A 25,218-nucleotide genomic window follows, 5' to 3' on the forward strand; every position below is an offset into this window, starting at 1 on the left:
CACCACCAGCGAGGCCACCGACCACAGCCTGTCGGAACGGCTGCTCCGGGTCCGCGGCTTGCGGTGCGACACCGGCCCCTCGGCCCGAACCCCCGCCCCCGCATCCGCCCCTGCCCGTGCCTGAACCCGTGCCCGCGCCACTGCCCGCGCCTGAACCCGCGCCTGTGTCCGCGCCTGTGCCTTCGCCGTTCCCGGCCGCTCCTGCTGCGCAGCCTGCCGCGCGGGCCTGAGCAGCGTCTGCTGCGCCATCACAACCTCCCTCTCGGGCCGCGACTTCCACGGCTCCGGGACGAGGCTGTATCGCCCTTGTGGTGTCCCGCCAGATCCTCACCCGTCCCGGACAGTCCCGGTCCGTCCGAGCGCGCGAACCCCGTCGGGACAGACCGCCCGGACACCTCCCCATACCGCCCCTGACCAGCAGGGACGAACCTGGACTGTCCCAGCCGCCGCATCCCATTGCCCCGTTCTGCGGGAAGCCGCGAAGCTTCTCTCATCGCCCCGCACCGCCCGGCCGGCGCCTGAACAAGGCGCCCTCCGGAGGCCGGTGCCGGGCATGCCCTGCCGGTCGGTCGGCCAGTGCACGTACGCACCACAGAGGCACGTACGCACCAGCGGTACGTAAGCACCGGCGGCAGGAGCGCTTCGCAGAAGATACGGCGTCGGCCCTCTGGGGCGGCCCGAAACCATCACGTCCACAAGGAGCATCACCATGGGTATCCGCAATGCCGAAACCAGCAGGATCCGTCCGCTGGCGATCGTCGCTCTCGCCGGCTGTCTCCTCGCCGGGGGCACGGTGGCCGCGAGTGCGGGCGGCGCGTTCGACACCAGCAACCGGGCCGGGGCCAAGGCTGACGACACCGTCTCCATGGCGGGCGCCGGACGGCAGCAGGGCAGCGCGGCCACCGCGAAGAAGTGCCAGGGTTCCGCCATCGGCCTTCCCGGCAAGTGGGTCACCGGGCAGTCCGAGTGCGCCTTCATCGGCAGCAAGACGACCAAGTCGCTCACCTACGAGCTGTGGGGCGACAAGTACGCCGGCCAGCAGCGTGCTGTGGTCGAGGTCTTCGGCGTCTCCCCGCAGGGCAAGGGAACCTGGTACAAGGCCGGTGGCGTCGCGGGCGGCGTGAGCACGACCACCCGCATCAGCGTGCCGTGGGGCAACAGCGCCGCCACCCCGAAGATCCGCGTCATGTCCACCTCGCCCGCCGCCCTCATGGCGAAGGTCAACTTCTCGCACTGACCGGACGTGGAACCGCGCCCCGGTCGGACCTGTCAGGCCAACAGGTCCGGCCGGGGCGTTTACGTGCCGGCCTGCGGCCGGCGGGGGATCAGGCGTAGAGGAGTTCGGCCTCCCACTGGTCCCGTGGCTGGTGGTGGAGGCCGAGATAGGCCGCGGCCAGGCGCTCGGGCGCGAAGCGGGGGTCTTCGCCGCCGATGATGCCGGCCACGGTCACTGTCGTCACATGGACGTCCGAGTCCTGCTGCTGCTTGTGCAGGGCTTGGACGTATGCCCGGAGCGCCGCTTTCCCGACCGACAGCGTGGTGGACTCGGGTGACGGATCGAGGGCGTAGCCGCCGCCGGTGAACAGCAGCGTGCCCCGTTGGTCGGCGAGCAGGGGGAGGACCGTGCGGGCCGCGACCATGGCGCCCGTGACATTGACCGCGAGGGCGTGTGTGAACTCGGCCGCGTCCGGCCCTGTGGGGGTGTCGTTGGTCAGCAACGCGGCGTTGTACACCAGCACTTCGGGTGCTCCCAGGTCGTCCGCCGCCCGGACCAGGGCCGCTCGCAGGGCCTCCGGGTCGGTGGCGTCGGCCTGGTAGGCGCCCGCTGTGCGGCCCTCGGCGGTCAGCGTGGCGGCGTATCCCTCCAGGCGCCCGGGGTCCCGGCCGAGCAGTGCCACGGGGTGGCCGTCCTCGGCGAAGGCCCGGGCCAGGGCCAGGCCGAGGCCGGGGCCCACGCCGACGACGATCGCGGATCCTTTGCTCATGATGTGTCTCCAGGGTGTGTGGTGTGGTGGTGTCGCTGGGGGCGACGCGGTCACCCGTGGGGACGTGGTCCCGGGTGCCAGGGGGGTGTCAGGGACGGATCCGTACCACCGTCTTGCCGCGTGCGCCGCCCGCCGTGAGCCGGGGCAGTGCCTCCGGGACCTCGTCCAGGCCGATGGTCTGCTGCATGGGGACGGTGAGTCGGCCGGCGGCGGCCTCGGCGGTGATACGGGCGAGCAGGTCCGGCTTGTCACGCAGCTGGAAGTTGGTCACGGTGATCCGCTCGGAGGCGAGCAGATCGGGCGGCGCGACCAGGGCCGCGGAGACGGCCGCGCCGCCGTCCCGGACCAGTCCCGCGTACGCACGGAAGCGGTCCGGGTCGCGGGTGAGGTCGAGGACGGCGTCGATCCCGCCGGGGTACGACGCGCGGACCCGCTCCGCCACACCGGGCCGCGCGGTGTGGTCCAGGGTCCTGGTGGCACCGAGGCTCCGCAGCCACGCGTCCGAGTCCGGTCGGGCGGTCGCGATGACCTCCGCGCCCGTCGCAGCGGCCAGCTGGACGGCCAGGACACCCACCCCGCCGGTGGCACCCACGACGAGAACCGTTTGGCCCGCGCGGAGGGAGACGGCGTCGAGGATGCCGAGCGCGGTCATCCCCGCGGTGGGCAGTGCCGCCGCGAGTTCGGCACTCATGCCGTCGGGGACGCGCTGGAGCGCGCCGGCGTCCGGGTGCTCCGCCACCAGCGCGTATTCGGCGAACGTGCCGTTGCCGAGCGGGGCGCCGAGGAACTGCCCGTGCACGGTGTCCCCGGGGCTGAGCCCCCGTACCGCCTCTCCGGCCGCGACGACGCGGCCCGAGCCGTCGACGCCCAGGACGATGGGGTGAACGTGGGGGACGGTGCCCTCGAAGAAGCCCGCGGCGATGCCCATGTCGACGGGATTCAGGGACGCCGCGGCAAGCTGGACCAGGATCTGGCCGGGTCCGGGGCGTGGAACGGGGAGTTCCATCAGTTCGGGGGCGTCTCCGGCCCGCCGCACCGCGACAGCTCGCATGGCTCCACTCCTGGTTTCTCGACCGGTCACCTTCCTCTTCAGTCAATCCCGGCCGGCCTCGCCCCTGAAGGACCGATCCGGTAGGCATTGATACCTTTGAGATATGAATGACCTGGAGACCCGGCAGCTCAGGTACTTCGTCGCGGTCGCGGAAGAACTGCATTTCGCACGTGCCGCCGAGCGGCTCGGCATGGCGCAGCCACCGCTGTCCCGCGCGATCCGGCAGCTGGAGCGCCGGCTCGGTGTGCCACTTCTGCGGCGCACGACCCGTCAGGTCGCCCTCACGCCCGCCGGGCAGGCCCTGCTGTACGACGCGCGGACCGCGCTCGACGCCGTCAGCGCCGCCGGGCGCAGGGCCCAGCGGGCCGGTGCGGCCACCCCACGGCTACGGCTCGCGCTCAAGCCTGACCTGGACGGCGGGCTGCTGCCCCGCATCCTGGACCTCTACGCCGAGGACCCGGCGGCCCTGCCGGTCGAACTGCTCCTCGGGCGGTACGGCGAGCAGGCGCAGATGGTGCGCGACGGCCGTGCGGACGTCGCCCTGCTCCTCAGCCCCTTCGATGACCGCGGCCTCGACGCGGAGCCCCTGATCAGCGAGCCGTTCCTGCTCGCCGTCGCGGCCGACGACCCGCTGGCCGCGCGGTCCGGTCTCCGGTTGGCCGACCTGGCACACCGCGGCCTTCCGGGTGGTTCGCCCGCGGACCAGGGGGTGGACTATGACGCCCACAGCCTGAGCGCGTTCCACAAGGACACCGCGTTCCACAAGGACACCGCGTTCCACGAGGGCACCACGTTCCAGGACCGGTTCGGCCCCGACGCCGGCGGTGACCCGGGTCCGTCGGCGGGCGGCCACACCGACCTCCCGGAGATCCTTCGGCTGGTCGAGCTGAGCGGGATGGTCTGCTTCCTTCCCGCCTCCGTCGCCCGTCGCTACCCACGCCCCGAGATCGCCTACCTCCCCGTCCACGACGTGGAGCCCGCCACGATCGCCGTGTCCTGGCCCCGCGACTCGCACTCACCGTCCATCGCCGCCTTCGTCCGCACGGCCGTCCTCGCGGCGAGCCCATCCGACCCGGGACGCCTGGACGGCGACGAGCTCCACGCGTCAGCGCGCCGCGGCGCCCGGCTCGGGGGGCACTCGCAGTATGTGCCCGGCGGAGATCAGCGTTGAGTGTCCCAGGCCGTTGAGCCGCTGTAGTCGCTCCGTGGTGGTGCCGTAAGTACGGGCCAGTTCCCACAGGGTGTCGCCGGGCCGCACCGTGTGCTTCCTGACGCCCGGGGGCTCGGCCTTCGGCTTGGTGGGCCTCTCCGGCGTCGCGGGCGTCGACGGCACCGACCGCGTGGAGCCGGGTCCGGCCTGCTCCTGCGGCCGGGATGTGACCGTCGGCCGGTCGGGGGACGGTTCCGCCGGGCCGCGCATGGACAACTGCACTCCCCCCAAGAGGGAGAGCACGAAGGCGAGCACCAACCCGGCGTCCGCCAGCAGCCGCCCGCCGGTGTGGGAGCGAATCCGCCCCGCACGGGAAGCACCCGTTCGGGAGGCCCTGTGCCTGCCGTGAGCCGCCGGCGCCTGACGTCGATCACGGTTCCTGAGCTCCCGTGCCGCCCGCCGCGGCTTCCGGAGCGTGGCGTGCCGTGCCATCTCAACCCCCTTCGAACGGCCGGGATCTCACGGCCTGCGACGAGGCTGTCCGCCTTGTCGGTGTCCCGCCAGATCTTCAGGCGGCCGGGACGGTCCGGGACGCTCCACACCGCTCGGCGCCCTGTTGGACAGACTGGTGTCCCACCCCTGGACATGGCCCTTGACCAGCACAGACGATCCCGGACTGTCCGGGCCGCCGCACTCTGTTGCCCGGCAGGCGGCAGCCGGGCGACGCTCATTCCACCGCCCCGCACCGCCGGCCGGCGCCCCGTCGAAGGCGCTGTCGGACGTGCGCCGGGCCCCGCTCCGCCGCTCACCGGTGTCGACGACCGCAGGCAGCGCGAAACCCGCCGAGTACGCCCCGGCCCAAGGCCGCCCGGCTGCCCGGCTGCCCGGAACTCACTCATCTCAGCAACGCAGGAGGAAAGACCATGCGCATGACCCGTACCCGGCGGACCCGTACCCGGCAGACCCGTACTCGGCGGACCCGCACCCTGGTGGTCGCGGCCCTCGCCGGCACCCTGCTCGCAGGCGGCGGAACCCTGGCCGCCACCAGCGGTGTCCTCTCCACCGGCGCCAACGCCAACGCCTCGGGGAAGCCCGCCGACACCATCTCCAACGCGGGAGCGGCGATTCCGGCGCCCCGGAAGACCACGCAACCGGACTGCTCGACCGACACCGCCGACTATGAGGTCCGCAATCACGTGGTGGACATCAAGTCCGCCGATCTCAAGCTGCGGATCACCCGGTGTGTCGACTCGGACGGGAACCTGACGTCCGGCACCACCATGCGCATCTACGGCACCACGACGACAGCCGGTGACTTCTTCTGGGGCGCGTCGGTCACCCCGGAGCCCGCTCCCGCCCTCCTCAAGTCCACGGACAGTCAGTACATCCTGCAGCAGGACGTCGAGCACAAGACCTGCCTGGGGACCAAGCTCAGCCCGCTGTGCGACCACAACGACATCACGTTCACCGTCACGGTCAACAGCACAGGACAGAAGTGGTCGGTGGACTCCAAGGACACGAGCGCCGACGACGACATCGTGGCCGTCGCGTAGCCCCCGCGGGTCGCTTGCCCGGCGGAAGTCGGTTCGCCCGGGGGGGGATATCACCCTCGGGCGACCGACTTCCGGGCATCGCGTCGTGTCAGGCCGTGCTCGTCCACTGGGCTTTCCCCCTCGGTGTCCACCCGAGCGGGCGCGCTCTCCTAAGCTGCCCGTGGATGTCTGATCTCCGACAAAAGAGATGGGGGAAACGGCGTGGACGGGGGAATGCCGCGGCCGCATGACGTCAAGGACTCCGCGGAGTTCGTGGCGGTCATGCGTCAGTTACGGCAGTGGGCGGATCTGAGCTACCGGGAGTTGGAGCGTCGTGCGGGGGCGGTGGGGGACGTACTGCCGCGTGCGACCCTCGCCGGCGTGCTGAGCAGGAAGGAACTCCCCCGGGAGGACTTGCTGTCCGCTTTCGTGCGGGCCTGCGGCGGTGATGAGGCCGCGGTCGAGGACTGGGTGAAGGTCCGCAAGCGTCTGGCTGTCGAGACCGAGCGGCAGGCCGGTGACGCCGTGTCTCCGGCGGACTCACCGTCTGCCGCGCAGGAGTCGGGGCAGGAGCCGGGGCAGGAACCGCCGCAGGAGCCGCGACAGGACCCGCACAGCGGATCGGTGGAAGAGACCCCGGACGGTGCCGACGACGAGGCGGACGACAGGGCAGGCGCCGAGGCGGGCGACACCGACACCGCTGAAGCGGCAGGCGAAGCCCCAAAGCCCGTTACCGGTACGCAAGCACAGGAGATCGCGACCGCGCCTCCAACAGCAGCCGAGCCGACGTCCGACGTTCCCCCCGCTGCCCCCGCTGTCCTCGCCGAGGAAGTGGTACGGAAAGACTCCGCCACCGCGCCGAGGAGAGCGAACACCGCTCCGGCGGGGGCGAAGGCGGTCCTGCGCCGTGCTCGTGCTCGGCGGGGAGGCGTGGCCGTCACGGCCGCTGCCGCGATCGTGCTGTTGGCAGCCGCGGCCACCGGCATTCTCCGCCCGAGCCATGACACCGCGGAGCCGCAGGACACCCGGACGAGCGGACCGGCGGTCACGGTCTCCCCGGAGAAGACGGCCAGTCGTTCCCCGGCGGACAGGACATCCAGCAGCACTGTCCCGAAGCCCAGCAAGGACGAACCCGAACCCGGCCGGACGCGGGACGCGGTGCAACCGGACCCGGCCGAGAAGACGACGCGCTCAGCACAACCGCAGACGAAACCGAGCTCCCGGACACCGCAACCGCCCCCCTACGAACCACCGCCCTCGTACGAACCCCCGCCCTCGACGTACACGCCTCCTCAGGATGACGGCGGCAGTGGCGGCGGCGGCAGTGGCGGCGGCGGTGGCGATCCCTTCCCGGAGGAGACCTGCTGGGACGCCACCAACGACTGCGTCTGAGCGAACTCGCCGGCCGCCTGTCGGTAGTCCCTCGGCGGAACGCCGTAGGCGGCGCGGAAGGCGCGGGTGAAGGCGGTGTGGTGGCTGAACCCCCAGCGGTGGCCTATGTGATGGACCGGGACGGCCTGCTGGGCGGGGTCGGCGAGGTCGCGGCGGGCGGCCTCCAGCCGCTGGTGCCGGATCCAGGCGGCGACCGTGGTGCTCTCGTCGTGGAGGCGGAAGAGGCGGTGGAGGTATCCGGTGGAGATGTGGTGGGCCGCGGCGATGGTGGCGGGAGTCAGTTCCGGGTCGTGGAGCCGCCTCCGGATGAACGACCGGATGCGCAGGACCATGGTCCGTTGGTGTGCTTCGGGCGGGAGCATGGTCTCGGCGTCGAGATGGTGGGCCAGTACGGCCGAGAAGAGGTCGGTCAGGACCGTTTCCAGCCGTGGCGCGTCCGAGGGCCGGTACGAGTCGGTGTGCCGGCTGAGGCCGGTGAGGTAGTTCGCCAGCAGGGCACCGATGCCCTCGCCTCCCGGCAGCGGCCGGTCGACCAGCCGGCCGACCGCGTCCAGGGGGAAGGGCACAAGCGCTTTGGGGAACTCGACACCGATCAGTCCGACCTCTCCCCGGTCGCAGACCACATCCAGCGAATAGGGCCGTGACGTGTCGGTCATATGCATCTCGTAGGGGCCGAACTGCCGCCCGGTCAGGGTGCACCGCTTGGTGCCCCGCAGCATCAGCGTGAGGTGGTACTGCTCAGGATCGCTCTGCCGGATCAGCCGGGGCGTGCGCCACATACGCGTCGGCTGGACGGTCGCGGGCCACACGCGGAGCCGACCGAGTTGGACGAGACGCATCTCCGCCGAGAAGTCATCGGCATGGGCGCTGCCGAGGTACGCCGGTGCGTGCACTTTGATCATGTTCTCGCGGAAAGCGTCGAACCGGTGCTCCGCCGGCACTTCGTCGGTCCGGAACATCGTCGCGATCATCAGGCCCCCCCGACTCTGATACGGCAGCCACCGCCGGATCGGACTCTACGGGCGCGGGGAAAACGGGTTCAAGCGCGGCGGGGTGCGCGGGTGCCTCGCTCCGCGCCCCGCCGACAACTTTCCCTTCCTTGACAATTATTTTGGTCGGTCGCATCCTGGTGCGGTGCTCACGACTCACTGCTCGCGCGCACAGCACACGTCCCAGCCAAGACTTCGAGAGTCAGAGGAAGAAACACCCATGCGTCCTGTGATCAGCACGGCCTTCGTCTCGCTCGACGGCGTCGTGGAGGGGCCGGGCGGCGAACCCGGCTACCGGAACTCCGGATGGACCTTCAAGGACATCGAGTTCGTCCCCGAGGCGTACGAGATCAAGGGGCGCGAGCAGGAGGAGTCCACCGCGATCCTGCTGGGCCGGGCCAGCTACGAGGCGTTCAGCCCCGTGTGGCCGGACATGGCGGAATTCGCGCACTACAAGACGATGCCGAAGTACGTCGTCTCCACCACGCTCACGGAGGACAAGCTCGTCTCCAACTGGGGCGAGACGACCATCCTGCGCTCCCTCGACGAGGTCGCCGCCCTCAAGGAGACCGAAGGCGGCCCGATCATCGTCCACGGCAGCGCCTCGCTGAACCACGCACTCTCCGACGCCGGCCTGATCGACCGCTACCACCTGCTCGTCTTCCCGCTGCTGCTCGGCGCCGGCAAGCGCCTGTTCAGCACCACGGACAAGGACACCCAGCAGCTGAAGCTGATCGAGCACGAGGTCTACAGCAACGGTCTGCAGAAGCAGGTCTTCGACGTAGTGCGCTGACGACGCCGACAGCACGTTCTGTCCCCGGTGCCGGTCCGGTGCGAGACTGCCGTCATGGCCGCGCACCTCATCTCCGTCATCGGGAGCAGTCCCGGTGTCGGCAAGTCCACCCTGTGTCGTGCTGTGACCGATTGGCTTGCCGGCACCGGCGCATCGGTCGACCACTTCGAGGAAGCCGACATTCTCACGCGGTCGGCCTTCCGGCCCGTCGCCGAGGAGTTCGCGGGTGGAGCCGGTGCCGTCCGGCCCGCGACGCTCGTCGCCTGCACGCGCGCCTATGTCGAGGAGTCACTGGGGGCGGGCAGGGACTACCTGGTGACGGACGCCCTCCTCCCCTTCATCCCGTCCCTCGTGGCGTGGGGCCACGACGAGAGCGGTCTCGTCCAGGTCATGGAAGAACTGACCCGCGCCGTGGAGCCTGCCCAGGTCACCGTGGTGTACGTCCACGACGACCCGGAGACTGCGCTGCGACGTGCCGTCGAACGGGAAGGCGCCGCCTGGGAGCACTGGTACCTACGGAAGCTGGCGGATTCCCCCGGCACTCGTGCCGTTCATGACCTCTCCTCGGCCGCCGATCATCTCCGCTTCGAGGCGGACCTGACCCGCCGCCTCCTCGCGCGGACTCCCTGGCGGCTTCTGACCGTGGACGCAGGAGCCCTCGACGCGCGGGAGGCATACGCCTATACCCGGCGTCATCTGACGGACGCGCTGGGGCCCCCGGAAGAGAGGACGTGAACTCCCGGCTCAGTTCCCCTTGGTGTACGTCAGTGACTCGCCGCTCGTCGTGACCCGGCGCAGGCTGCCGTCCGACTGGAGCGTCAGTTCCGTCGGGGTGCCGGGGGTGCAGGAGGACATGGGTTCGCCGGTGGTGACCTTGGAGGGGCCGATCCGCAGTGGCCCGTCCGCGGACGGCGCCGAGGCCAAGGCGGCTTCGAAGACGCAGTGGTACGTGCCGTTGCCGGGCGGACCGTCCACCGTCAGGGAGAGGACCGTATCGCCCACCTCGCCCTGCTGGATGACGAGCTGGCGGGCGCTGTAGCCCGCGTCGGTGGTCACCCCGCCGGTCCAGGTGCCCAGATACTCCGTGGGCACCTCGCCCTTCTTCTCCTCCTCGGAGGGGCTGGCGGACGGTTTCGGCGAGGGGCCGGCCGGATCGTCGGCCGAGGGCGTCGGGTCGGCCGTATCGCTCACCTGTGTGCTCTTGGCGTCCTTCGTGCCGTCGCCGTCCATGAAGGCGTACACCGAACCGCCCGCGCCGATCGCGACGATCACCGCGACGGCGATCAGCGCGATCGTGGCGCGGGTGCTGCGTGGTGTGGGCCGGGGCTCCTGGGGCGGGGTGTGTGTCGGCGCCATGCCGTACGGAGGGGTGGGGCCGAAGGACGAGGGCTGTTGCGCGGGGTGCTGCGTGTTCTGCGCGTGCTGCTGGTGCTGGGCGTAGTACTGCGGGGGAGGGGGCGGCAGCGGTCCGAATCCCGGCTGCGGCTGCGGATAGCCGTACGCCTGTGGAGCCGGAGCCGGAGCCGGAGCCGGAGTCGGAGTCGGAGCCGCAGTCGGAGTCTGTGCCTGGGTCTGCGCCTGAGCGGGAACCTGTGCCTGAGCAGCCGGGGTCGGCATCACCTGAGTGGGCTTCGGAGCCGGGGTGGGAGCCGGCCGGGTCGGCGCCAGCCGCAGCGTCTGCTCCGCGGGCGCCTCCACGTTCGATCCGGGCCTCGGACTCGGGGCCGAGGCCGGCGCCGTCTCCGGCAACGTCCCCGGTGCCGGTCGCCGTTGCTGGCTCGTCGGGTCCTCGTACTCCAGCAACTCCACCGCGTGCCGCCCCAGTTGGGCGAGCAGCCCGCCGGGCAGCCACGGTTCCCCGCCCGGTCCCGCCCCCGAGTCCGTCGCCTCGCCCACCCGGGCCAGTACGTCCCGTGTCGTGGGGCGCGCGGACGGGTCCTTCTCCAGGCAGCCCCGTACCAGCTCGACCAGGCCCTCGGGCAGTCCGGTCAGATCCGGTTCCTCCTGGGCGATACGGAACATCAGCGCGTGCGCGCCCGTGTCCGCCGTACCGAACGGAAAACGGCCCGTCGCCGCGTACGTCAGAACCGAGCCCAGGCAGAACACGTCGCACGCCGCCGTCACCCGGTCGCCGCGAATCTGCTCCGGGGCCATGAACCCGGGCGAACCGATCAGCGAGCCGGTCCGGGTGAGGCTCTCGTCGGCGACCGGTTCCAGCGCGCGGGCGATGCCGAAGTCGATGACGCGCGGCCCGTCGATCGTCACCAGCACGTTGGACGGTTTGAGGTCGCGATGGATGAGGCCCGCCGCGTGGATGTCCTGGAGGGCGTGGGCGAGACCCGACGCGAGGATACGGACGGAACGTTCCGGCAGCGGCCCCTGGCCACCGCCCGCCGCGTCGCCGGACCCGCCGGACCCGCCGGAGCCACCCGGCCGGGCAGGCCCGCCCGATATGACCGTGAGGAGGGACGGACCCGCCACATACCCCGTCGCCAGCCACGGCACCGCCGCTTCCGTATCGGCGTCCAGCACCGGCGCCGTCCATCTGCCGCCGACCCGTCGCGCCGCCGCGACCTCCTGCCGGAACCGGCCGCGGAACTGTTCCTGTTCGGCCAGTTCCTCGTGGACGAGCTTGACGGCGACCGTGCGGCCCCGGTCGGAGCGCGCCAGATAGACCTGGCCCATCCCGCCCGCGCCGAGGCGTGCCAGCAGCCGGTAGGCGCCAATGCGTTGCGGATCGTCAGCTGCGAGTTTCTCCATGGCCGGCCGGCCCTTCCTCGTCGTCACGCCTCGGATCATCTCGCATGACAGGGCCGAACTCATCGTCTATCTCGAACGAAACCTCTATGGACCGGTGTTCGCCGGAGGGACGGACTCCGTTCCGCCCGCTCCGGCCGGACCGTATATCCGCCTCACTCGGGCCAGGCCGAGTTCTCGATCACATCCACGAAGTCCGTCCGTACGAACCCGGGCGAGAAGCGCGCCAGCACATCCGCCTTCACATTGCCGAAGGTCGTCTCCGGCCGGTGTTCGATCCCCTCCGTGAACGCCTGGAGGATCCGGCGCTTGAAGTCCGGCCGCGGATGGGCCGCCACGACCTCCTCCCGCACCTTGTCCGGTACGGAGTCCAGCCCCATCCCCAGCACATCGAACTCGACGCCCGCCGTGACCAGCGCGACCTCGGGTTCCATATGGGACGGGATGCCCGGCGTCGTGTGCAGGGCGATCGCGGTCCAGACGATCCGCGCGCTGTCCTGCGAGAGCCCGTGGCCCAGCAGGAAGTCGCGGGCGGCGTCGGCGCCGTCGAGTTCGAAGCGCTGCGTCGAGGCGCGGTAGCTCTCGGTCAGGCCGAGGTCGTGGAACATCGCGCCGATGTAGAGCAGCTCGGGGTCGTAGGCGAGCCCACGCCGGCGGCCCTGGAGCGAGCCGAAGAGGAAGACCCGGCGGGAGTGGTCGTAGAGCAGGGGGGTGGTGGTGTCCCGCACCAGCTCGGTGGCTTCCCTGGCGAGGGCGCTGTCGGGGATCTCGATGTCGGCGATGCGTTCCGCTGAGGTCGAGGCCGAGGGTGTGGCTGACATGGCGGGTCCTTTCGCGAAGGGGGTTTCCTGCGGCATTGCCGCTGTTTCCGCTTGCACTTCTGTCTTCCGCTTCCGTTTTCCACTCTCCGCCGGGTCGCCCCGCCCCCGCCATGTCTATCCGGACGTACACCCCACACATATGGCCATGGATCCGGGCTACCGTTGCCGTATGAGTGCCGGAGAGCGCGTCCGAGAGCGCAGAGAGATCACTGTGTTCGTGTACGACGGCGTTCGGCTGATGGATGTCGCCGCGCCGCTGGAGGTGTTCGGTACGGCGGCCGGGCTGGGCGGCGCGTACAGCACGGCGGTCTGCTCGACGGACGGCGCACCGGTGATCACCTCCACCGGCACCCGCCTGCACGCCGACGTGGCGGTGGCCGAGGTCGGCCGTACGCACACGCTCGTCGTCCCCGGCTCCGACGATCTGCCGCACCGCCCACCGCCGGCCGGGCTCCTGGACGCGGTGGGCGAGCTGGCCGGCGGGGGGAGGTCCCGCCGTGTCGCGTCCGTCTGCACCGGCGCCTTCGCGCTGGCCGCCGCCGGGCTGCTGGACGGCAGGCGGGCCACCACCCACTGGCGGCACGCGGCGGCCCTCGCCCGGCGCTATCCCGCGATCACCGTGGACCCGGACGCGATCTTCGTAAGGGACGGCCTGACGTACACCTCGGCCGGGGTCACCGCCGGTATCGATCTCGCGCTCGCGCTGGTCGAGGAGGACGAGGGCGCCCGGCTGGCCCGTGAGGTGGCCCGTGATCTGGTGGTCTTCCTCCAGCGGCCGGGCGGGCAGTCGCAGTTCTCCGTGGCCGCCCGTACGCCGAGCCCGCGCCACGACGGGCTGCGCGGGCTGCTGCGGGAGGTGACGGCGGATCCGGCGGCCGACCACTCGCTGCCCGCGCTGGCCCGGCGCGGCGGGCTGAGCCCGCGCCATCTGACGCGGCTCTTCAACGAGCAGGTGGGCAGCACACCGGCGGCGTACGTCGAGTCCGTACGGCTGGAGGCGGCGAAGGCGCTGCTGGAGGCGGGGGAGACGGTGACGGGAGCGGCGCGGCGCAGCGGGCTCGGCAGCGACGAGTCACTGCGGCGGGTCTTCCTGCGGCAGCTGGGCGTGACGCCGTCGTCGTATCGGTCGCGCTTCCGGTCGACCGCCCCCGTGGTCCGAGCCGACGTGGTCCGAGCCGACGTGGTCCGAGCCGACCACCGCTGACGACGTACGGATTCCCCCCGGCATACCTCCGGTCCCCCCCGGCATACCTCCGGTCCCCCGGCATACCCCGGCATCCGCGCCGCGCACCCCCGACAGGATGCCGACCCAAGCGGCGGGGACCATACAACGTGGCGATACCGGCGCTCTCCCGGGCGCCCCTACCCTGGCCGCATGATCACCCCTCATACTGCCGATCCGCAGTCCGGTGCCGCGGTGAAGGCCGCCGACCGAGCACACGTGTTCCACTCCTGGTCAGCCCAGGGCCTGATCGACCCGCTCGCGGTCGCCGGTGCCGAGGGCGCCTACTTCTGGGACTACGACGGCAACCGCTACCTCGACTTCACCAGCGGCCTCGTCTACACCAACATCGGCTATCAGCACCCCACCGTCGTCGCGGCCGTCCAGGAGCAGGCAGGCCGGCTCGCCACCTTCGCGCCCGCCTTCGCCATCGATGTGCGCTCCGAGGCCGCACGCCTCATCGCCGAGCGCACCCCGGGCGATCTCGACAAGATCTTCTTCACCAACGGGGGCGCCGAGGCCGTCGAGAACGCCGTCCGGATGGCCCGGCTGCACACCGGCCGTCCGAAGGTGCTCTCCGCGTACCGCTCGTATCACGGCGGTACGTCCACCGCGATCAACCTGACCGGCGACCCGCGCCGCTGGGCGTCCGACAGCGGTACGTCCGGCGTGGTCCGGTTCTGGGCGCCGTTCCTCTACCGCTCGCCGTTCTACGCCTCGACGGAGGCCGAGGAGTGCGCCCGCGCGCTGGAACACCTGGAGGCGACGATCGCCTTCGAGGGTCCCGCGACGATCGCCGCGATCATCCTGGAGACGATCCCGGGCACGGCCGGCATCATGACGCCGCCGCCCGGCTATCTGGCGGGCGTCCGCGAGATCTGCGACCGGCACGGCATCGTCTTCGTCCTGGACGAGGTGATGGCGGGCTTCGGCCGTACGGGCAAGTGGTTCGCCGCCGAGCACTTCGACGTCGTGCCCGATCTGCTGACCTTCGCCAAGGGCGTCAACTCGGGGTACGTCCCGCTGGGCGGCGTCGCCATCTCCGCCGCGATCGCCGAGACCTTCGCGAGCCGTCCGTACCCCGGTGGGCTGACCTACTCCGGTCACCCGCTGGCCTGCGCCGCCGCCGTCGCCACGATCGGGGTGATGGCGGACGAGAAGGTCGTCGAGCACGCCGCGCACATCGGCGAGACGGTCCTCGGCCCGGGGCTGCGCGATCTGGCGGCCCGGCATCCTTCGGTCGGCGAGGTCCGCGGTACCGGGGTCTTCTGGGCGCTCGACCTGGTCAAGGACAGGGAGACGCGCGAGCCGCTGGTGCCGTACAACGCGTCGGGCGAGGCGAACGCGCCCATGGCCGCCTTCGCCGCGGCCTGCAAGAAGAACGGCCTGTGGCCCTTCGTGAACATGAACCGTACGCACGCGGTGCCGGCCTGCAACATCACCGAGGCCGAGGCGAAGGAGGGGCTGGCGGCCTTGGACCTGGCGCTGGCGGTCGCGGACGAGCACACGGCGTAGCCCGGGACCGCGCAGGTGAACCCCGGACCGCGCCGGTGAAGGGGGTGGGCGGGTCCGGCCTGCCCGCCCCGGACCCCCGCGTCACCTGGCTTAAGGTGTCCCAAGCCGGACGAGGGGACGGAAAACATGCCCGCCAGCGGAGCTGTGACCCGCAGTACCTTGCGGCAGCAGATCGCGGACGCGCTGCGTGACGAGGTGCTCGCGGGGCGTTTACTGCCGGGCCAGGAGTTCACCGTCAAACAGATCGCCGAGCAGTACGGGGTCTCCGCGACCCCGGTCAGGGAGGCGCTGGTCGATCTCTCCGCGCAGGATCTGCTCGACTCCGACCAGCACCGGGGTTTCCGCGTCCACCAGTTCTCCGTCGACGACTTCCGGCGGATGGTCGACGCGCGCTCGCTGATCGTGGACGCCGTCTTCCGCAGGCTGGAGGGCGAGCATCTGGCGGCCAGGGCGCACGGCGCGGTGCTGGTGTCCGTACGGCGCCGGGCGGAGGAGGCCGCGCGTGCGGCCAGGAGCGGGGATCTGACCATTCTCATCGGCTACGACCTGCGGTTCTGGCGCGAGTTGTGCGCGCTGGTGGCCAACCCCTATGTCGCGGACTTCCTGCACCGGCTGCGGGTCCAGGCGTGGGTGTTCTCGGTGCCGTTCCTGCGTGCGGACCCGGAGGTGCGCAAGCGGCTGTGGGGCGGGCACGAGCAGCTGGTCGACGCGCTGACCCTCGGTGACGCACCGGCGGTGCGCGCCGTGATCGGTGAGTACGACACCCACTCGCTCAGGTGGGCGGACAGGCTGGAGAGTCCACAGCGGTGACCGGTGACACAACGGAAGCGACGGGTGCGGAAGCGACGGGTGCGGCGACGGGTGCGGAAGCGGTCGATCTGTCCGTCGTCATACCCGCGTACAACGAGGAGGGGCGGCTGCGCCCCACCCTGGACGCCATCCGCGCCCATCTGAACGCGGCCCCGGACCGCTGGGGTACGTGGGAACTGATCGTCGTGGACGACGGCTCGACGGACGGTACGGCCTCGGTCGCCGTCGAGGCCGCGGCCGACGAGCCGCGCCTGCGTGTGCTGACGGGCGGCGGCAACCTCGGCAAGGGCCATGCCCTGCGGCAGGGGGTACTGGCCTCCAACGGCCGGCGCGTGCTGCTGACCGACGCGGACCTCGCGACCCCGATCGATGAACTGGACCGGCTCGACAAGCAGCTCACGGCCGACGGCGGCGGCGCGGCCATCGGCTCGCGCGCGCATCCCGACGCGTGGATCGAGGTACGTCAGCTGGCGCTGCGCGAGTGGCTTGGCCGGCTCGGCAACCGGCTGATACGGCTGGTCGCGGTCGACGGCATAGCCGACACCCAGTGCGGCTTCAAACTCTTCGACGGCGCGCGGGCGCGGGCCGCCTTCGCCGACTCCCGGCTGGACGGCTGGGGGATAGACGTCGAGATCCTGCGGTTCTTCCGGCAGTCGGGGTGGCCGGTGACGGAGGTGCCGGTGCGCTGGGCGCATCAGCCGGGCTCCAAGGTGAGGCCGCTGGACTACGGCAGGGTGCTGGTGGAGCTGGTACGGCTCAGGACGGCGCCACGCGGCCCCGACCGGGCGGTGGCCGCCCGCGGTACCGGCCCCGCGGGCGTCACCGACCGGGACCGCGGCCGTCGTCGCCGTACGGACCTGATCGTCGGCGCGCTCTTCCTCCTCGCCTCCTTCTTCCTCTACAAGGGGCTGTGGGCCGACCTCGACCACGCCTACCTCGCCGACGCGGGCTCCGACCAGAACCAGTGGGAGTGGTTCTTCCGGGTCACCGCCGACAACGTCACGAACCTGCGCAATCCGCTGTTCACGACCCTCCAGAACTTCCCCGACGGCGTGAACCTGATGGCGAACACCGTCATGCTCGGGCTCTCCGTCCCGCTCACCCCCGTCACGCTCGCCTTCGGGCCGACCGTCACCTGGGCACTCGTCCTCACGCTGGGTCTCGCGGCCACGGCGCTCGCCTGGTACTGGCTGTTCGCGCGCCGGCTCGTCCGAGGCCGCTGGGCGGCGGCGCTCGGCGCGGCCCTCGCCGCCTTCGCGCCGCCGATGGTGTCGCACGCCAACGCGCACCCCAACTTCGTCGTCCTGTTCATGATTCCGCTGATCATCGACCGGGCGCTGCGGCTCTGCGAGGGCCGGCGCGTGGTCAGGGACGGGGTGCTGCTCGGGCTCTTCGCGACGTATCAGATCTTCCTCGGCGAGGAGGCGCTGCTGCTCGCCGTGATGGGCACTCTGCTCTTCGCGCTCGCCTACGCCGTGGCCGACCGCGAACGGGCACGGGCGGCGGTCCGTCCGCTGCTGCGCGGGCTCGGGTGGGCGCTGCTGGTGTGTCTGCCGCTGCTCGCGGTGCCGCTGTACTGGCAGTTCTTCGGTCCGCAGAGCTACCACAGCGTGCTGCACGGGGACAACGCGGGCAACAGCCCGCTCTCCTTCCTCCAGTACTCCGGGCGCGCGCTGTTCGGCGACGACGCGACGGCCGACAGGCTGGCGATGAACCGTACCGAGCAGAACGCCTTCTACGGCTGGCCGCTGATCGCCGCGGCGTTCGGGATCGGACTGTGGCTGTGGCGGGCCGCGGTGGTCAGGGCGCTGGCGTTCACGGCGGTCGCGGCGGCGCTGCTGTCGCTCGGGCCGAAGATACGTATCCCCTTCACGGATGTGGTGCTGACGGGCCCCTGGCGGATCCTCGCCCATCAGCCGCTCTTCGAGTCGGTCATCGAGTCGCGGGTGGCGATGATCTGCGCGCCCGCGCTGGGCGCGCTGCTGGCGCTGGCGGCGGACCGGCTCGCGGACCGGCGCGCGGAGGAGCGGAGCCCCGGGCTCGGCGGTGCGGCCCTGGAGGAGCGGCGCAGGCTGCGGCTCGTGGCGTACGCGGCGCTGGCCGCGGCGGTGCTGCCGATCGTCCCGACACCGCTGCCGGTACGGGACCGCCCGGAAGTCCCGGAGTTCATCGCGGACGGCACGTATCGCAAGTATGTCGGCGAGGGCGAGACGGTGGTGCCCGTACCGGTGCCCGACCCCGGCAACGCGGAGGCGCTGCACTGGCAGTCGGCGAGCGGGCTCGGCTTCTCCGTGCCCGGCGGCTACTTCAACGGGCCGTGGGGCGAGGAGCGGAGAGGGATCTACGGCGCGCCGGCCCGCTACACCTCGAATCTGCTGCGCGATGTCCGCTACAGCGGCCAGGTCCCGGTCATCGACGCCAAATGGCGCGCGCAGGCCCGCTTCGACCTGGCTTTCTGGAAGGCGGGGGTGGTGGTGCTGGCACCGCAGCCCAACGACGCGGCGCTGTACGAGACACTGGAGAAGCTGCTCGGCGGGCCGGGGAAGCGGGTGGACGGGGCATGGATCTGGGATCTGCCGACCCCCGGCGACCGGGCTCTTCGCTGAACGTGCCCGTCGCATTACGCTGTCCCGACCATCGCGACCATCGCGAGCACGCGTACGAACCCGTTGGAGAGCGAGCCTCCCTTGGCCTGTGACCTGTGGTTGGTCCCCCTCGTCGATGTGCTGTGCCACAGCCCCGACAACCCCTTCGCCGAAGAGATCGCCGTCTACGACAAGGCGCTCGGTGATGCCGGGCTGCCGTCCGTTCCCGTCTTCGCCTATATGCCGGGCCTCTCGGGGGATGTCGCCCCGGTCGCCGGCTTCGACTACGACGCGCTGCATTTCCTGCGGCGCGCGTATCTGCTCCAGCTCTGCGGCCTCGCGGTGACGCCGGTCGGTGAACTGGGCGGTGACTACGAACAGTTGCTGGAGATGTTCGAGTCGACGGCCCAGCAGTCGCATCTGGTCTGGCATTACGACCACGCGGGCGCGTATGTCCCGGTGGACTACGACGCGCCGCTCTCGAACGAGGAACTTCTCGCGGGCGGCGGCCCGCTGGGCTCCACGCAGGGGCTGCTGCGGGAGCTGGAGATCGTCGGCCCGGCGATCGGTATCGACCCGGCGAACCCGCCGGCCGCCCCCGCCCCGCCGGCCCGCCCCACGTCCTTGGAGGAACCGGCGACCTCGATCCCGTACGACGACGGCCCGTTCGCCCGGGAGCGCCATGTGTGGCTCGGTCTGCACGCGGCGGCCACCAGGAGCCTGGGCCAGGGTTCGATGATCATCTTCAGTTGATGAGCGCACTTCGGCCGAAGAGCGGAAGAGCTTGAGGGCCGGGGCCGGCCCGGGACACGAGCCGGCCCCCGCCTCTCTCACCGCCCGGCTCCGCCGCCTCACCGCGCTTCGGGCGGTCGCTGCCTCGGCATGTTCGGACGGGCGCCCGGGGGGAGCGGAAAGCGTCCCGGGGGTGGTACGACGCCCTCCCCGCGCGCCCCGCCCATCGGCACCGACTGCATCATCAGCGCGGCCGGGCCCGAGCGGAACTCGATCATCCAGTCCGCCGTCTCCGCCCGTACGAGCTCCGTCACGTCCTCCGTGAACCGCCGCAGGACGCCGAGACAGCGCTCCGCCGCCTCGCTGGCCGTGCCCTCGGTCGGGCCGAGGACCTCCCGTACGCACTCCGACGCCCAGTCGAACTGGAACGTCTGGAGTCTGCGCTGCACCGCCTGCGCCGTCGCGACCGCCCGCATCCAGCCGGAGGTCAGCCCGAGGTACCGGTCGCACCCCACACAGGCGGCGCCCAGCAGCAGCGAGAGATATCCCCACCCCGCGGCCCCGGCCAGCGCGCCCGTCAGATCCAGCAGCGGCAGCGCCGCGCCCGCCGTCACCGCGAGGGCCGTCGCCGCCCGCAGGGCGCGGGCGCCGCGTCGCTTGCGTACCCGGTCGGCGAGATACCAGTCGACGGTGCGCAGCGCCCCCGTCTCGACCCAGCGGTAGAGCTCGTCGAGCCGTTCCGCGGGCTCCCCCCAGTCCCCGAGCGGGAACGGGCCCCCGGTCAGATCGCCGTGGAGCGGCGGGCCGCTCGCGTCCTCGCCGGTGGTCTCCCCGGACGGAGCCCCCTCCTCCCGGGCGGGGCCTCCGGGCTGCATCTCCGGCTGGCTCACCTGGGTACTCCTCTGCGCTCTGCTGTGACTCCGCGTGACGGACGGTGTGCGCGCAGGACCTGGGTCCTGTCCGATCGATGCGCATGAACTTCCTACCGCCAAATGGTGGGCTGTGTGATCGAAATCCCGGCATTTCCTTCCACATGGGGCCCGTGATCAGGTAGAGGAGCGGAGAAGCCCTCACCCGAAAGAGTTCGCTTGGGGTTCGTTCCGGCGGGGTAGGGCGAGGTGCTCGGGGACCACGTAGGCTCGCCTTACGGACAACTCGTACGGATGATCCGTCCGGAAAATCCGTTCCGTAACACGTTCCGTAGCACGCTCTGCAACGCGTTCAGCACACGCGTTCAGCAACCCGTCGTCGAGATGCCAGGAGTGACCGTGATTCCCGGTGGTGGTCAGCCCAATATGCAAGAGCTGCTCCAGCAGGCCCAGAAGATGCAGCAGGACCTCGCGCGGGCACAGGAGGAGCTGGCGGACGCCGAGGTCGAGGGGCAGGCGGGCGGTGGTCTCGTGAAGGCCACGGTCAACGGCTCCGGAGAGCTGCGTGCTCTGGTCATCGACCCGAAGGCCGTCGACCCCGAGGACACGGAGACCCTCGCGGATCTCGTCGTCGCCGCCGTGCACGCGGCGAACGACAACGCGCAGCGGCTCCAGCAGGAGAAGCTGGGTCCGCTGGCGCAGGGACTCGGCGGGATGCCGGGTCTGCCCTTCTAGCCGCACGGGCCGGGCCCGTGGCCCGGCCCCTGGCCCGGCCCGCTCACCCTCGTCATCCGCTCTTCTAACCCGCGCGGACACCAACTAGCGTATGTACTCACCGTAGTAGGGAAGGCAATCCGTTGTACGAAGGCGTGGTCCAGGAACTGATCGACGAGCTGGGCAGGCTGCCCGGCGTCGGTCCCAAGAGCGCGCAGCGGATCGCTTTCCATATCCTCCAGGCCGAGCCGACCGATGTCCGCCGTCTCGCCCATGCCCTCCTTGAGGTCAAGGACAAGGTCCGGTTCTGTGCCGTGTGCGGCAATGTCGCGCAGGAGGAGCGCTGCGGGATCTGCCGTGACGCGCGCCGCGATGTGACGGTGATCTGTGTCGTGGAGGAACCGAAGGACGTCGTCGCCATCGAGCGCACCCGCGAGTTCCGCGGCAAGTACCACGTGCTCGGCGGCGCGATCAGTCCGATCGAGGGCGTGGGCCCCGATGATCTGCGGATCCGTGAGCTGCTGACCCGTCTCGCCGACGGTACGGTCACCGAACTGATCCTGGCGACCGACCCCAATCTGGAGGGCGAGGCCACGGCCACGTACCTCGCCCGCATGATCAAGCCGATGGGCCTGAAAGTCACGCGCCTGGCCAGCGGTCTGCCCGTGGGGGGCGACCTGGAATATGCCGACGAGGTCACGCTCGGGCGTGCCTTCGAGGGGAGACGACTTCTCGATGTCTGACGCAACGCTGCACGCCGTCAATCAGGATCCGGACGACTTCGCGGTCCAGATCGCCGACCAGATCGAGAGCTTCATCGTGGCCGTCACGGAGGTGGCGAAGGGCGATGAACCCGACAGCACCGTGCCGTTCCTGCTGCTTGAGTTCTCCCAGCTCATGCTGGCCGGCGGCCGGCTCGGCGCCCACGAGGACATCCTTCCCGACGAGCGGTACGAGCCCGATCTCGGCCCCGAGCCGGACGTCGACGACCTGCGTGAGCGCTTCGCCGTGATCCTTGAGCCGATCGATGTCTACTCCGAGGTCTTCGACCCGTACGAACCGCGCAAGGCGCCCGTGCCGTCCCGTATCTCCGACGACATCGCCGGTGTGGTGACGGACCTGCGGCACGGTCTGGCCCACTACCGCGCCGGCCGGACGACCGAGGCGCTGTGGTGGTGGCAGTTCTCGTACTTCTCCAGCTGGGGTTCCACGGCCTCCGCCACGCTGCGCGCCCTTCAGTCCCTGGTCGCGCATGTACGCCTGGACCAGCCGCTCCCGGCCCTGGACGGCCTCGACACCGACCAGGACCTGACCGAGGAGGCCGAGGAGGTCCTGGCGGAGGAGGCCGGGAAGGTGATGGCGGAGGAGATCGCGACTCCGCTGGGCATGCGCACGCTCAGGTAGAAGCATCGCTCGGGTAGAACGCATCGCTCGGGTAGAACACATCGGTGCTTCGACGCGGCTGGGCGCGTGACGTGGGCCACGTTCCCGCGTGTACCGCGCCGACGGGGGCATGGATGCACACCGAGCGGCCGTGTCCGTCTCAAGGTGATCACGGAGTGGGCGGGATATCTCACGATGTGGTATAGCCGGGACGCTCTGCGGTCGGTCGTTAAACTGAGCCGACAGTGACTATGGACTGAGCGAGGAGCGCACGTGGGCCTTGTCGTGCAGAAGTACGGAGGCTCCTCCGTAGCCGATGCCGAGGGCATCAAGCGGGTCGCCAAGCGGATCGTCGATGCCAAGAAGAACGGCCACCAAGTGGTCGTCGTGGTATCGGCGATGGGCGACACGACGGACGAGTTGATCGATCTCGCCGGACAGGTATCCCCTATCCCCGCCGGGCGTGAGTTCGACATGCTGCTGACCGCGGGAGAGCGGATCTCCATGGCCCTGCTGGCGATGGCGATCAAAAACCTGGGCCACGAGGCCCAGTCGTTCACCGGCAGCCAGGCGGGCGTCATCACCGACTCGGTCCACAACAAAGCGCGCATCATCGATGTCACGCCGGGCCGGATCCGTACGGCGCTCGACGAGGGCAACATCGCCATCGTCGCCGGGTTCCAAGGGGTCTCCCAGGACAAGAAGGACATCACTACGCTGGGCCGTGGCGGCTCGGACACCACCGCTGTCGCGCTCGCGGCGGCGCTGGAGGCCGAGGTGTGCGAGATCTACACCGATGTGGACGGTGTCTTCACCGCGGACCCCCGGGTCGTGACGAAGGCCCGGAAGATCGACTGGATCTCCTTCGAGGACATGCTGGAGCTCGCCAGCTCCGGTTCCAAGGTGCTGCTGCACCGATGCGTCGAGTACGCGCGCCGTTACAACATCCCGATCCATGTCCGTTCCTCGTTCTCGGGGCTTCAGGGCACCTGGGTCAGCAACGAACCGCAAGGGGACAACAAGGTGGAGCAGGCCATCATCTCCGGTGTCGCCCATGACACCTCAGAGGCGAAGATCACGGTCGTCGGTGTCCCCGACAAGCCCGGCGAGGCCGCGACGATCTTCCGCGCCATCGCCGACAACCAGATCAATATCGACATGGTGGTGCAGAACGTCTCCGCCGCGTCGACGGGTCTGACCGACATCTCCTTCACGCTGCCGAAGACCGAGGGCCGCAAGGCGATCGACGCACTGGAGAAGACGAAGTCGACGATCGGTTTCGAGTCGCTGCGCTACGACGACCAGATCGCCAAGATCTCGCTCGTCGGCGCCGGCATGAAGACCAACCCGGGTGTCACCGCCGGATTCTTCGAGGCGCTCTCGGACGCGGGCGTGAACATCGAGCTGATCTCGACATCCGAGATCCGTATCTCGGTGGTCACCCGCGCGGACGAGGTCACCGAGGCCGTGCGCGCCGTGCACACCGCCTTCGGGCTCGACAGCGAGTCCGACGAGGCCGTGGTCTACGGAGGCACCGGACGATGAGCGCGTCCGGTGTCGCCGCGCGGAGCGCCGCGCGATGAACGGCGGGCCGACGCTCGCGGTCGTGGGTGCGACCGGGGCCGTCGGCGCCGTGATGCTCCAGATCCTGTCGCAGCACGCGGACGTCTGGGGCGACATCCGACTGATCGCCTCACCGCGCACGGAGGGCGGCAAGCTGTCCGTACGCGGTGAGGCGACCGAGGTCGTCGCGCTCTCCGAGGCGGCTCTCGACGGTGTGGACGTGGCGCTGTTCCTCGTACCGGACGAGGTGTCCGCCCATTGGGCACCGATCGCCGCGGCCAAGGGGGCCGTGGTCGTGGACAATTCGGCGGCGTTCCGGTTGGACCCCGAGGTACCGCTGGTCGTCCCCGAGCTCAACCCCCATGCCGTTCGGGTCCGTCCGCGTGGCATCGTCGCGAGTCCGGGGTGCGGGACGCTCTCGATGATCGTGGCGGTGGGCGCGCTGCACGCCGAGTTCGGGGTGCGCGAGCTGATGGTCTCCTCGTACCAGGCGGTCAGCGCCGCGGGACAGGACGGCGTCAGCGCGCTGCGCGAACAGCTCTCCCTGGTCGCGGGTACGGAGCTGGGCACGCGCCCCGGCGATGTGCGCCGCGCGGTGGGCGATGCCACCGGGCCCTTCCCCGCCCCGCTGGCGCTGAATGTCGTGCCGTGGTCCGGGGCCGCGCTGGAGGGCGGCTGGTCCTCGGAGGAGATGGCGATCCGCGAGGAGACCAGGAAGATCCTGGACCTGCCGACGCTGCGGGTGTCGGCGACCTGTGTCCGGGTCCCGGTGATCACCGGCCACTCCCTCGCCGTGCACGCGCGCTTCGAGCAGGAGATCACGGTCGGCCGGGCGCACGAGATCCTGGCGACCCAACCCGGCGTGGTGCTGTTCGACAACCCGGGGGCGGGCGATTTCCCCACGCCCGCCGATGTGGTGGGGACGGATCCGACGTGGGTGGGGCGGGTACGGCGGTCGCTGGACGACCCCCGGGCGCTGGAGCTGTTCGTCTGCGGCGACAATCTTCGCAAGGGCGCCGCGCTGAACACCGCGCAGATCGCCGAGGCCGTGGCCGTGGAGCTGTCGCGGCCGTGACTCCGTGGCTCCGGAACCCTGGAACCGCCCACTCCGGAACCCTGGAACCGCCCCGGAACAGGCGCCAAATCAGGAAGCCAGGGACCCGTTAAACTTTGTAGGATCTGTGAACGTCCTGTGGGCAATCCTGCGCTCCATGCCTCTTGAACTGGGACGTTGTCGTGTTCGACGATGCGCATCCGTCTTTCTGCGAGAGCTCTGCAACCGCTGGACGGCTGGAAAGCGTCTCTGCGGTCGCCCCTTTGCGCTGTCGCAAAAACGGGGCATAGGGGGAGATCAG

24 protein-coding genes are annotated in these 25,218 nt (G+C 70.8%); 16 read left to right on the plus strand and 8 right to left on the minus strand.

Going from position 1 to position 25,218, the window contains the following annotated elements:
* On the minus strand, positions 1-249 hold a 249-nt coding region (locus tag M1203_RS28785; RefSeq protein WP_374404235.1), incomplete at its 3' end, for a hypothetical protein.
* 460 nt (positions 250-709) lie between these two features.
* On the opposite strand from M1203_RS28785, the gene M1203_RS28790 reads away from it, so the two are divergent.
* On the plus strand, positions 710-1,237 hold the full coding sequence (locus M1203_RS28790; RefSeq protein ID WP_249952746.1) for a hypothetical protein: 528 nt from the start codon (positions 710-712) through the stop codon (positions 1,235-1,237).
* Between the two features lie 88 nt (positions 1,238-1,325).
* On the opposite strand, the gene M1203_RS28795 is transcribed toward M1203_RS28790, so the two are convergent.
* Entirely contained in the window at positions 1,326-1,985 is a 660-nt protein-coding gene (locus tag M1203_RS28795) for an SDR family NAD(P)-dependent oxidoreductase (protein WP_249952747.1), read from the minus strand.
* An 88-nt stretch (positions 1,986-2,073) separates the two neighbouring features.
* Positions 2,074-3,036 carry an NADP-dependent oxidoreductase gene (locus M1203_RS28800; protein WP_249952748.1) on the minus strand — a complete coding sequence of 321 codons (963 nt, stop codon included), beginning with the start codon at positions 3,034-3,036 and terminating at the stop codon, positions 2,074-2,076.
* 103 nt (positions 3,037-3,139) lie between these two features.
* Between M1203_RS28800 and M1203_RS28805 the strand changes: the two genes are divergently transcribed.
* Positions 3,140-4,207, plus strand: a complete 1,068-nt coding sequence (locus tag M1203_RS28805; RefSeq protein ID WP_308404923.1) for a LysR family transcriptional regulator — start codon at positions 3,140-3,142, stop codon at positions 4,205-4,207.
* On the opposite strand, the gene M1203_RS39320 is transcribed toward M1203_RS28805, so the two are convergent.
* Positions 4,142-4,678, minus strand: coding sequence for a LysM peptidoglycan-binding domain-containing protein (locus M1203_RS39320; RefSeq protein WP_374404239.1), 537 nt, complete (start codon positions 4,676-4,678; stop codon positions 4,142-4,144). The genes M1203_RS28805 and M1203_RS39320 overlap by 66 nt on opposite strands.
* A gap of 431 nt (positions 4,679-5,109) precedes the next feature.
* Here M1203_RS39320 and M1203_RS28810 point away from each other — a divergent pair, with 431 nt between their 5' ends.
* Together M1203_RS28810 and M1203_RS28815 are read left to right on the plus strand one after the other, a co-directional pair.
* Positions 5,110-5,739: a hypothetical protein gene (locus M1203_RS28810; RefSeq protein ID WP_249952749.1), complete on the plus strand. Its 630-nt coding sequence runs from the start codon at positions 5,110-5,112 to the stop codon at positions 5,737-5,739.
* Between the two features lie 213 nt (positions 5,740-5,952).
* Positions 5,953-7,110 (plus strand): helix-turn-helix domain-containing protein, encoded by a 1,158-nt coding sequence (locus tag M1203_RS28815; RefSeq protein ID WP_249952750.1) that lies wholly within the window; start codon positions 5,953-5,955, stop codon positions 7,108-7,110.
* On the opposite strand, the gene M1203_RS28820 is transcribed toward M1203_RS28815, so the two are convergent.
* Entirely contained in the window at positions 7,011-8,069 is a 1,059-nt protein-coding gene (locus M1203_RS28820) for a helix-turn-helix domain-containing protein (RefSeq protein ID WP_249952751.1), read from the minus strand. The two genes, M1203_RS28815 and M1203_RS28820, sit on opposite strands and share 100 nt — an antisense overlap.
* 250 nt (positions 8,070-8,319) lie before the next feature.
* Between M1203_RS28820 and M1203_RS28825 the strand changes: the two genes are divergently transcribed.
* Complete coding sequence (locus M1203_RS28825) at positions 8,320-8,892, plus strand: dihydrofolate reductase family protein (RefSeq protein WP_249952752.1); 573 nt, start codon at positions 8,320-8,322, stop codon at positions 8,890-8,892.
* Positions 8,893-8,946: 54 nt separating this feature from the next.
* Positions 8,947-9,627, plus strand: a complete 681-nt coding sequence (locus M1203_RS28830; protein ID WP_249952753.1) for a hypothetical protein — start codon at positions 8,947-8,949, stop codon at positions 9,625-9,627.
* A 9-nt stretch (positions 9,628-9,636) separates the two neighbouring features.
* Here M1203_RS28830 and M1203_RS28835 read toward each other — a convergent pair whose 3' ends face one another.
* Both M1203_RS28835 and M1203_RS28840 read right to left on the minus strand, forming a co-directional pair.
* Positions 9,637-11,652, minus strand: coding sequence for a serine/threonine-protein kinase (locus tag M1203_RS28835; RefSeq protein WP_249952920.1), 2,016 nt, complete (start codon positions 11,650-11,652; stop codon positions 9,637-9,639).
* 152 nt (positions 11,653-11,804) lie between these two features.
* Positions 11,805-12,470 (minus strand): HD domain-containing protein, encoded by a 666-nt coding sequence (locus M1203_RS28840; protein ID WP_249952754.1) that lies wholly within the window; start codon positions 12,468-12,470, stop codon positions 11,805-11,807.
* 169 nt (positions 12,471-12,639) lie between these two features.
* Between M1203_RS28840 and M1203_RS28845 the strand changes: the two genes are divergently transcribed.
* The 5 genes from M1203_RS28845 (at position 12,640) to M1203_RS28865 (ending at position 19,355) form a co-directional block, all read left to right on the plus strand.
* Positions 12,640-13,674, plus strand: a complete 1,035-nt coding sequence (locus tag M1203_RS28845) for a GlxA family transcriptional regulator (protein WP_249952755.1) — start codon at positions 12,640-12,642, stop codon at positions 13,672-13,674.
* Positions 13,675-13,845: 171 nt separating this feature from the next.
* On the plus strand, positions 13,846-15,207 hold the full coding sequence (locus M1203_RS28850) for an aspartate aminotransferase family protein (protein WP_249952756.1): 1,362 nt from the start codon (positions 13,846-13,848) through the stop codon (positions 15,205-15,207).
* Positions 15,208-15,333: 126 nt separating this feature from the next.
* The gene (locus M1203_RS28855) at positions 15,334-16,017 is read left to right on the plus strand and encodes a GntR family transcriptional regulator (protein ID WP_249952757.1); all 684 of its coding nucleotides are present in this window, start codon (positions 15,334-15,336) and stop codon (positions 16,015-16,017) included.
* Between the two features lie 68 nt (positions 16,018-16,085).
* On the plus strand, positions 16,086-18,623 hold the full coding sequence (locus tag M1203_RS28860) for a dolichyl-phosphate beta-glucosyltransferase (RefSeq protein ID WP_249952921.1): 2,538 nt from the start codon (positions 16,086-16,088) through the stop codon (positions 18,621-18,623).
* An 81-nt stretch (positions 18,624-18,704) separates the two neighbouring features.
* A complete protein-coding gene (locus M1203_RS28865; RefSeq protein WP_249952758.1) occupies positions 18,705-19,355 on the plus strand; it encodes a hypothetical protein in 651 nt (216 codons plus the stop codon).
* A 98-nt stretch (positions 19,356-19,453) separates the two neighbouring features.
* On the opposite strand, the gene M1203_RS28870 is transcribed toward M1203_RS28865, so the two are convergent.
* A complete protein-coding gene (locus tag M1203_RS28870; RefSeq protein ID WP_249952759.1) occupies positions 19,454-20,224 on the minus strand; it encodes an SLATT domain-containing protein in 771 nt (256 codons plus the stop codon).
* 378 nt (positions 20,225-20,602) lie between these two features.
* On the opposite strand from M1203_RS28870, the gene M1203_RS28875 reads away from it, so the two are divergent.
* The 5 genes from M1203_RS28875 (at position 20,603) to M1203_RS28895 (ending at position 24,938) form a co-directional block, all read left to right on the plus strand.
* A complete protein-coding gene (locus M1203_RS28875) occupies positions 20,603-20,938 on the plus strand; it encodes a YbaB/EbfC family nucleoid-associated protein (protein WP_249952922.1) in 336 nt (111 codons plus the stop codon).
* A 122-nt stretch (positions 20,939-21,060) separates the two neighbouring features.
* A complete protein-coding gene (gene recR, locus M1203_RS28880) occupies positions 21,061-21,660 on the plus strand; it encodes a recombination mediator RecR (protein ID WP_030353222.1) in 600 nt (199 codons plus the stop codon).
* Positions 21,653-22,321 (plus strand): DUF5063 domain-containing protein, encoded by a 669-nt coding sequence (locus M1203_RS28885; RefSeq protein WP_249952760.1) that lies wholly within the window; start codon positions 21,653-21,655, stop codon positions 22,319-22,321. Before recR ends, M1203_RS28885 begins: the two co-directional genes overlap by 8 nt.
* A gap of 252 nt (positions 22,322-22,573) precedes the next feature.
* Complete coding sequence (locus M1203_RS28890; RefSeq protein WP_249952761.1) at positions 22,574-23,845, plus strand: aspartate kinase; 1,272 nt, start codon at positions 22,574-22,576, stop codon at positions 23,843-23,845.
* Positions 23,846-23,879: 34 nt separating this feature from the next.
* Positions 23,880-24,938 carry an aspartate-semialdehyde dehydrogenase gene (locus M1203_RS28895; RefSeq protein ID WP_249952762.1) on the plus strand — a complete coding sequence of 353 codons (1,059 nt, stop codon included), beginning with the start codon at positions 23,880-23,882 and terminating at the stop codon, positions 24,936-24,938.
* Positions 24,939-25,218: the final 280 nt, after the last annotated feature.

Origin of the sequence: Streptomyces sp. 35G-GA-8 (assembly GCF_023534745.1) — a bacterium.
Classification (GTDB): Bacteria; Actinomycetota; Actinomycetes; order Streptomycetales; family Streptomycetaceae; genus Streptomyces.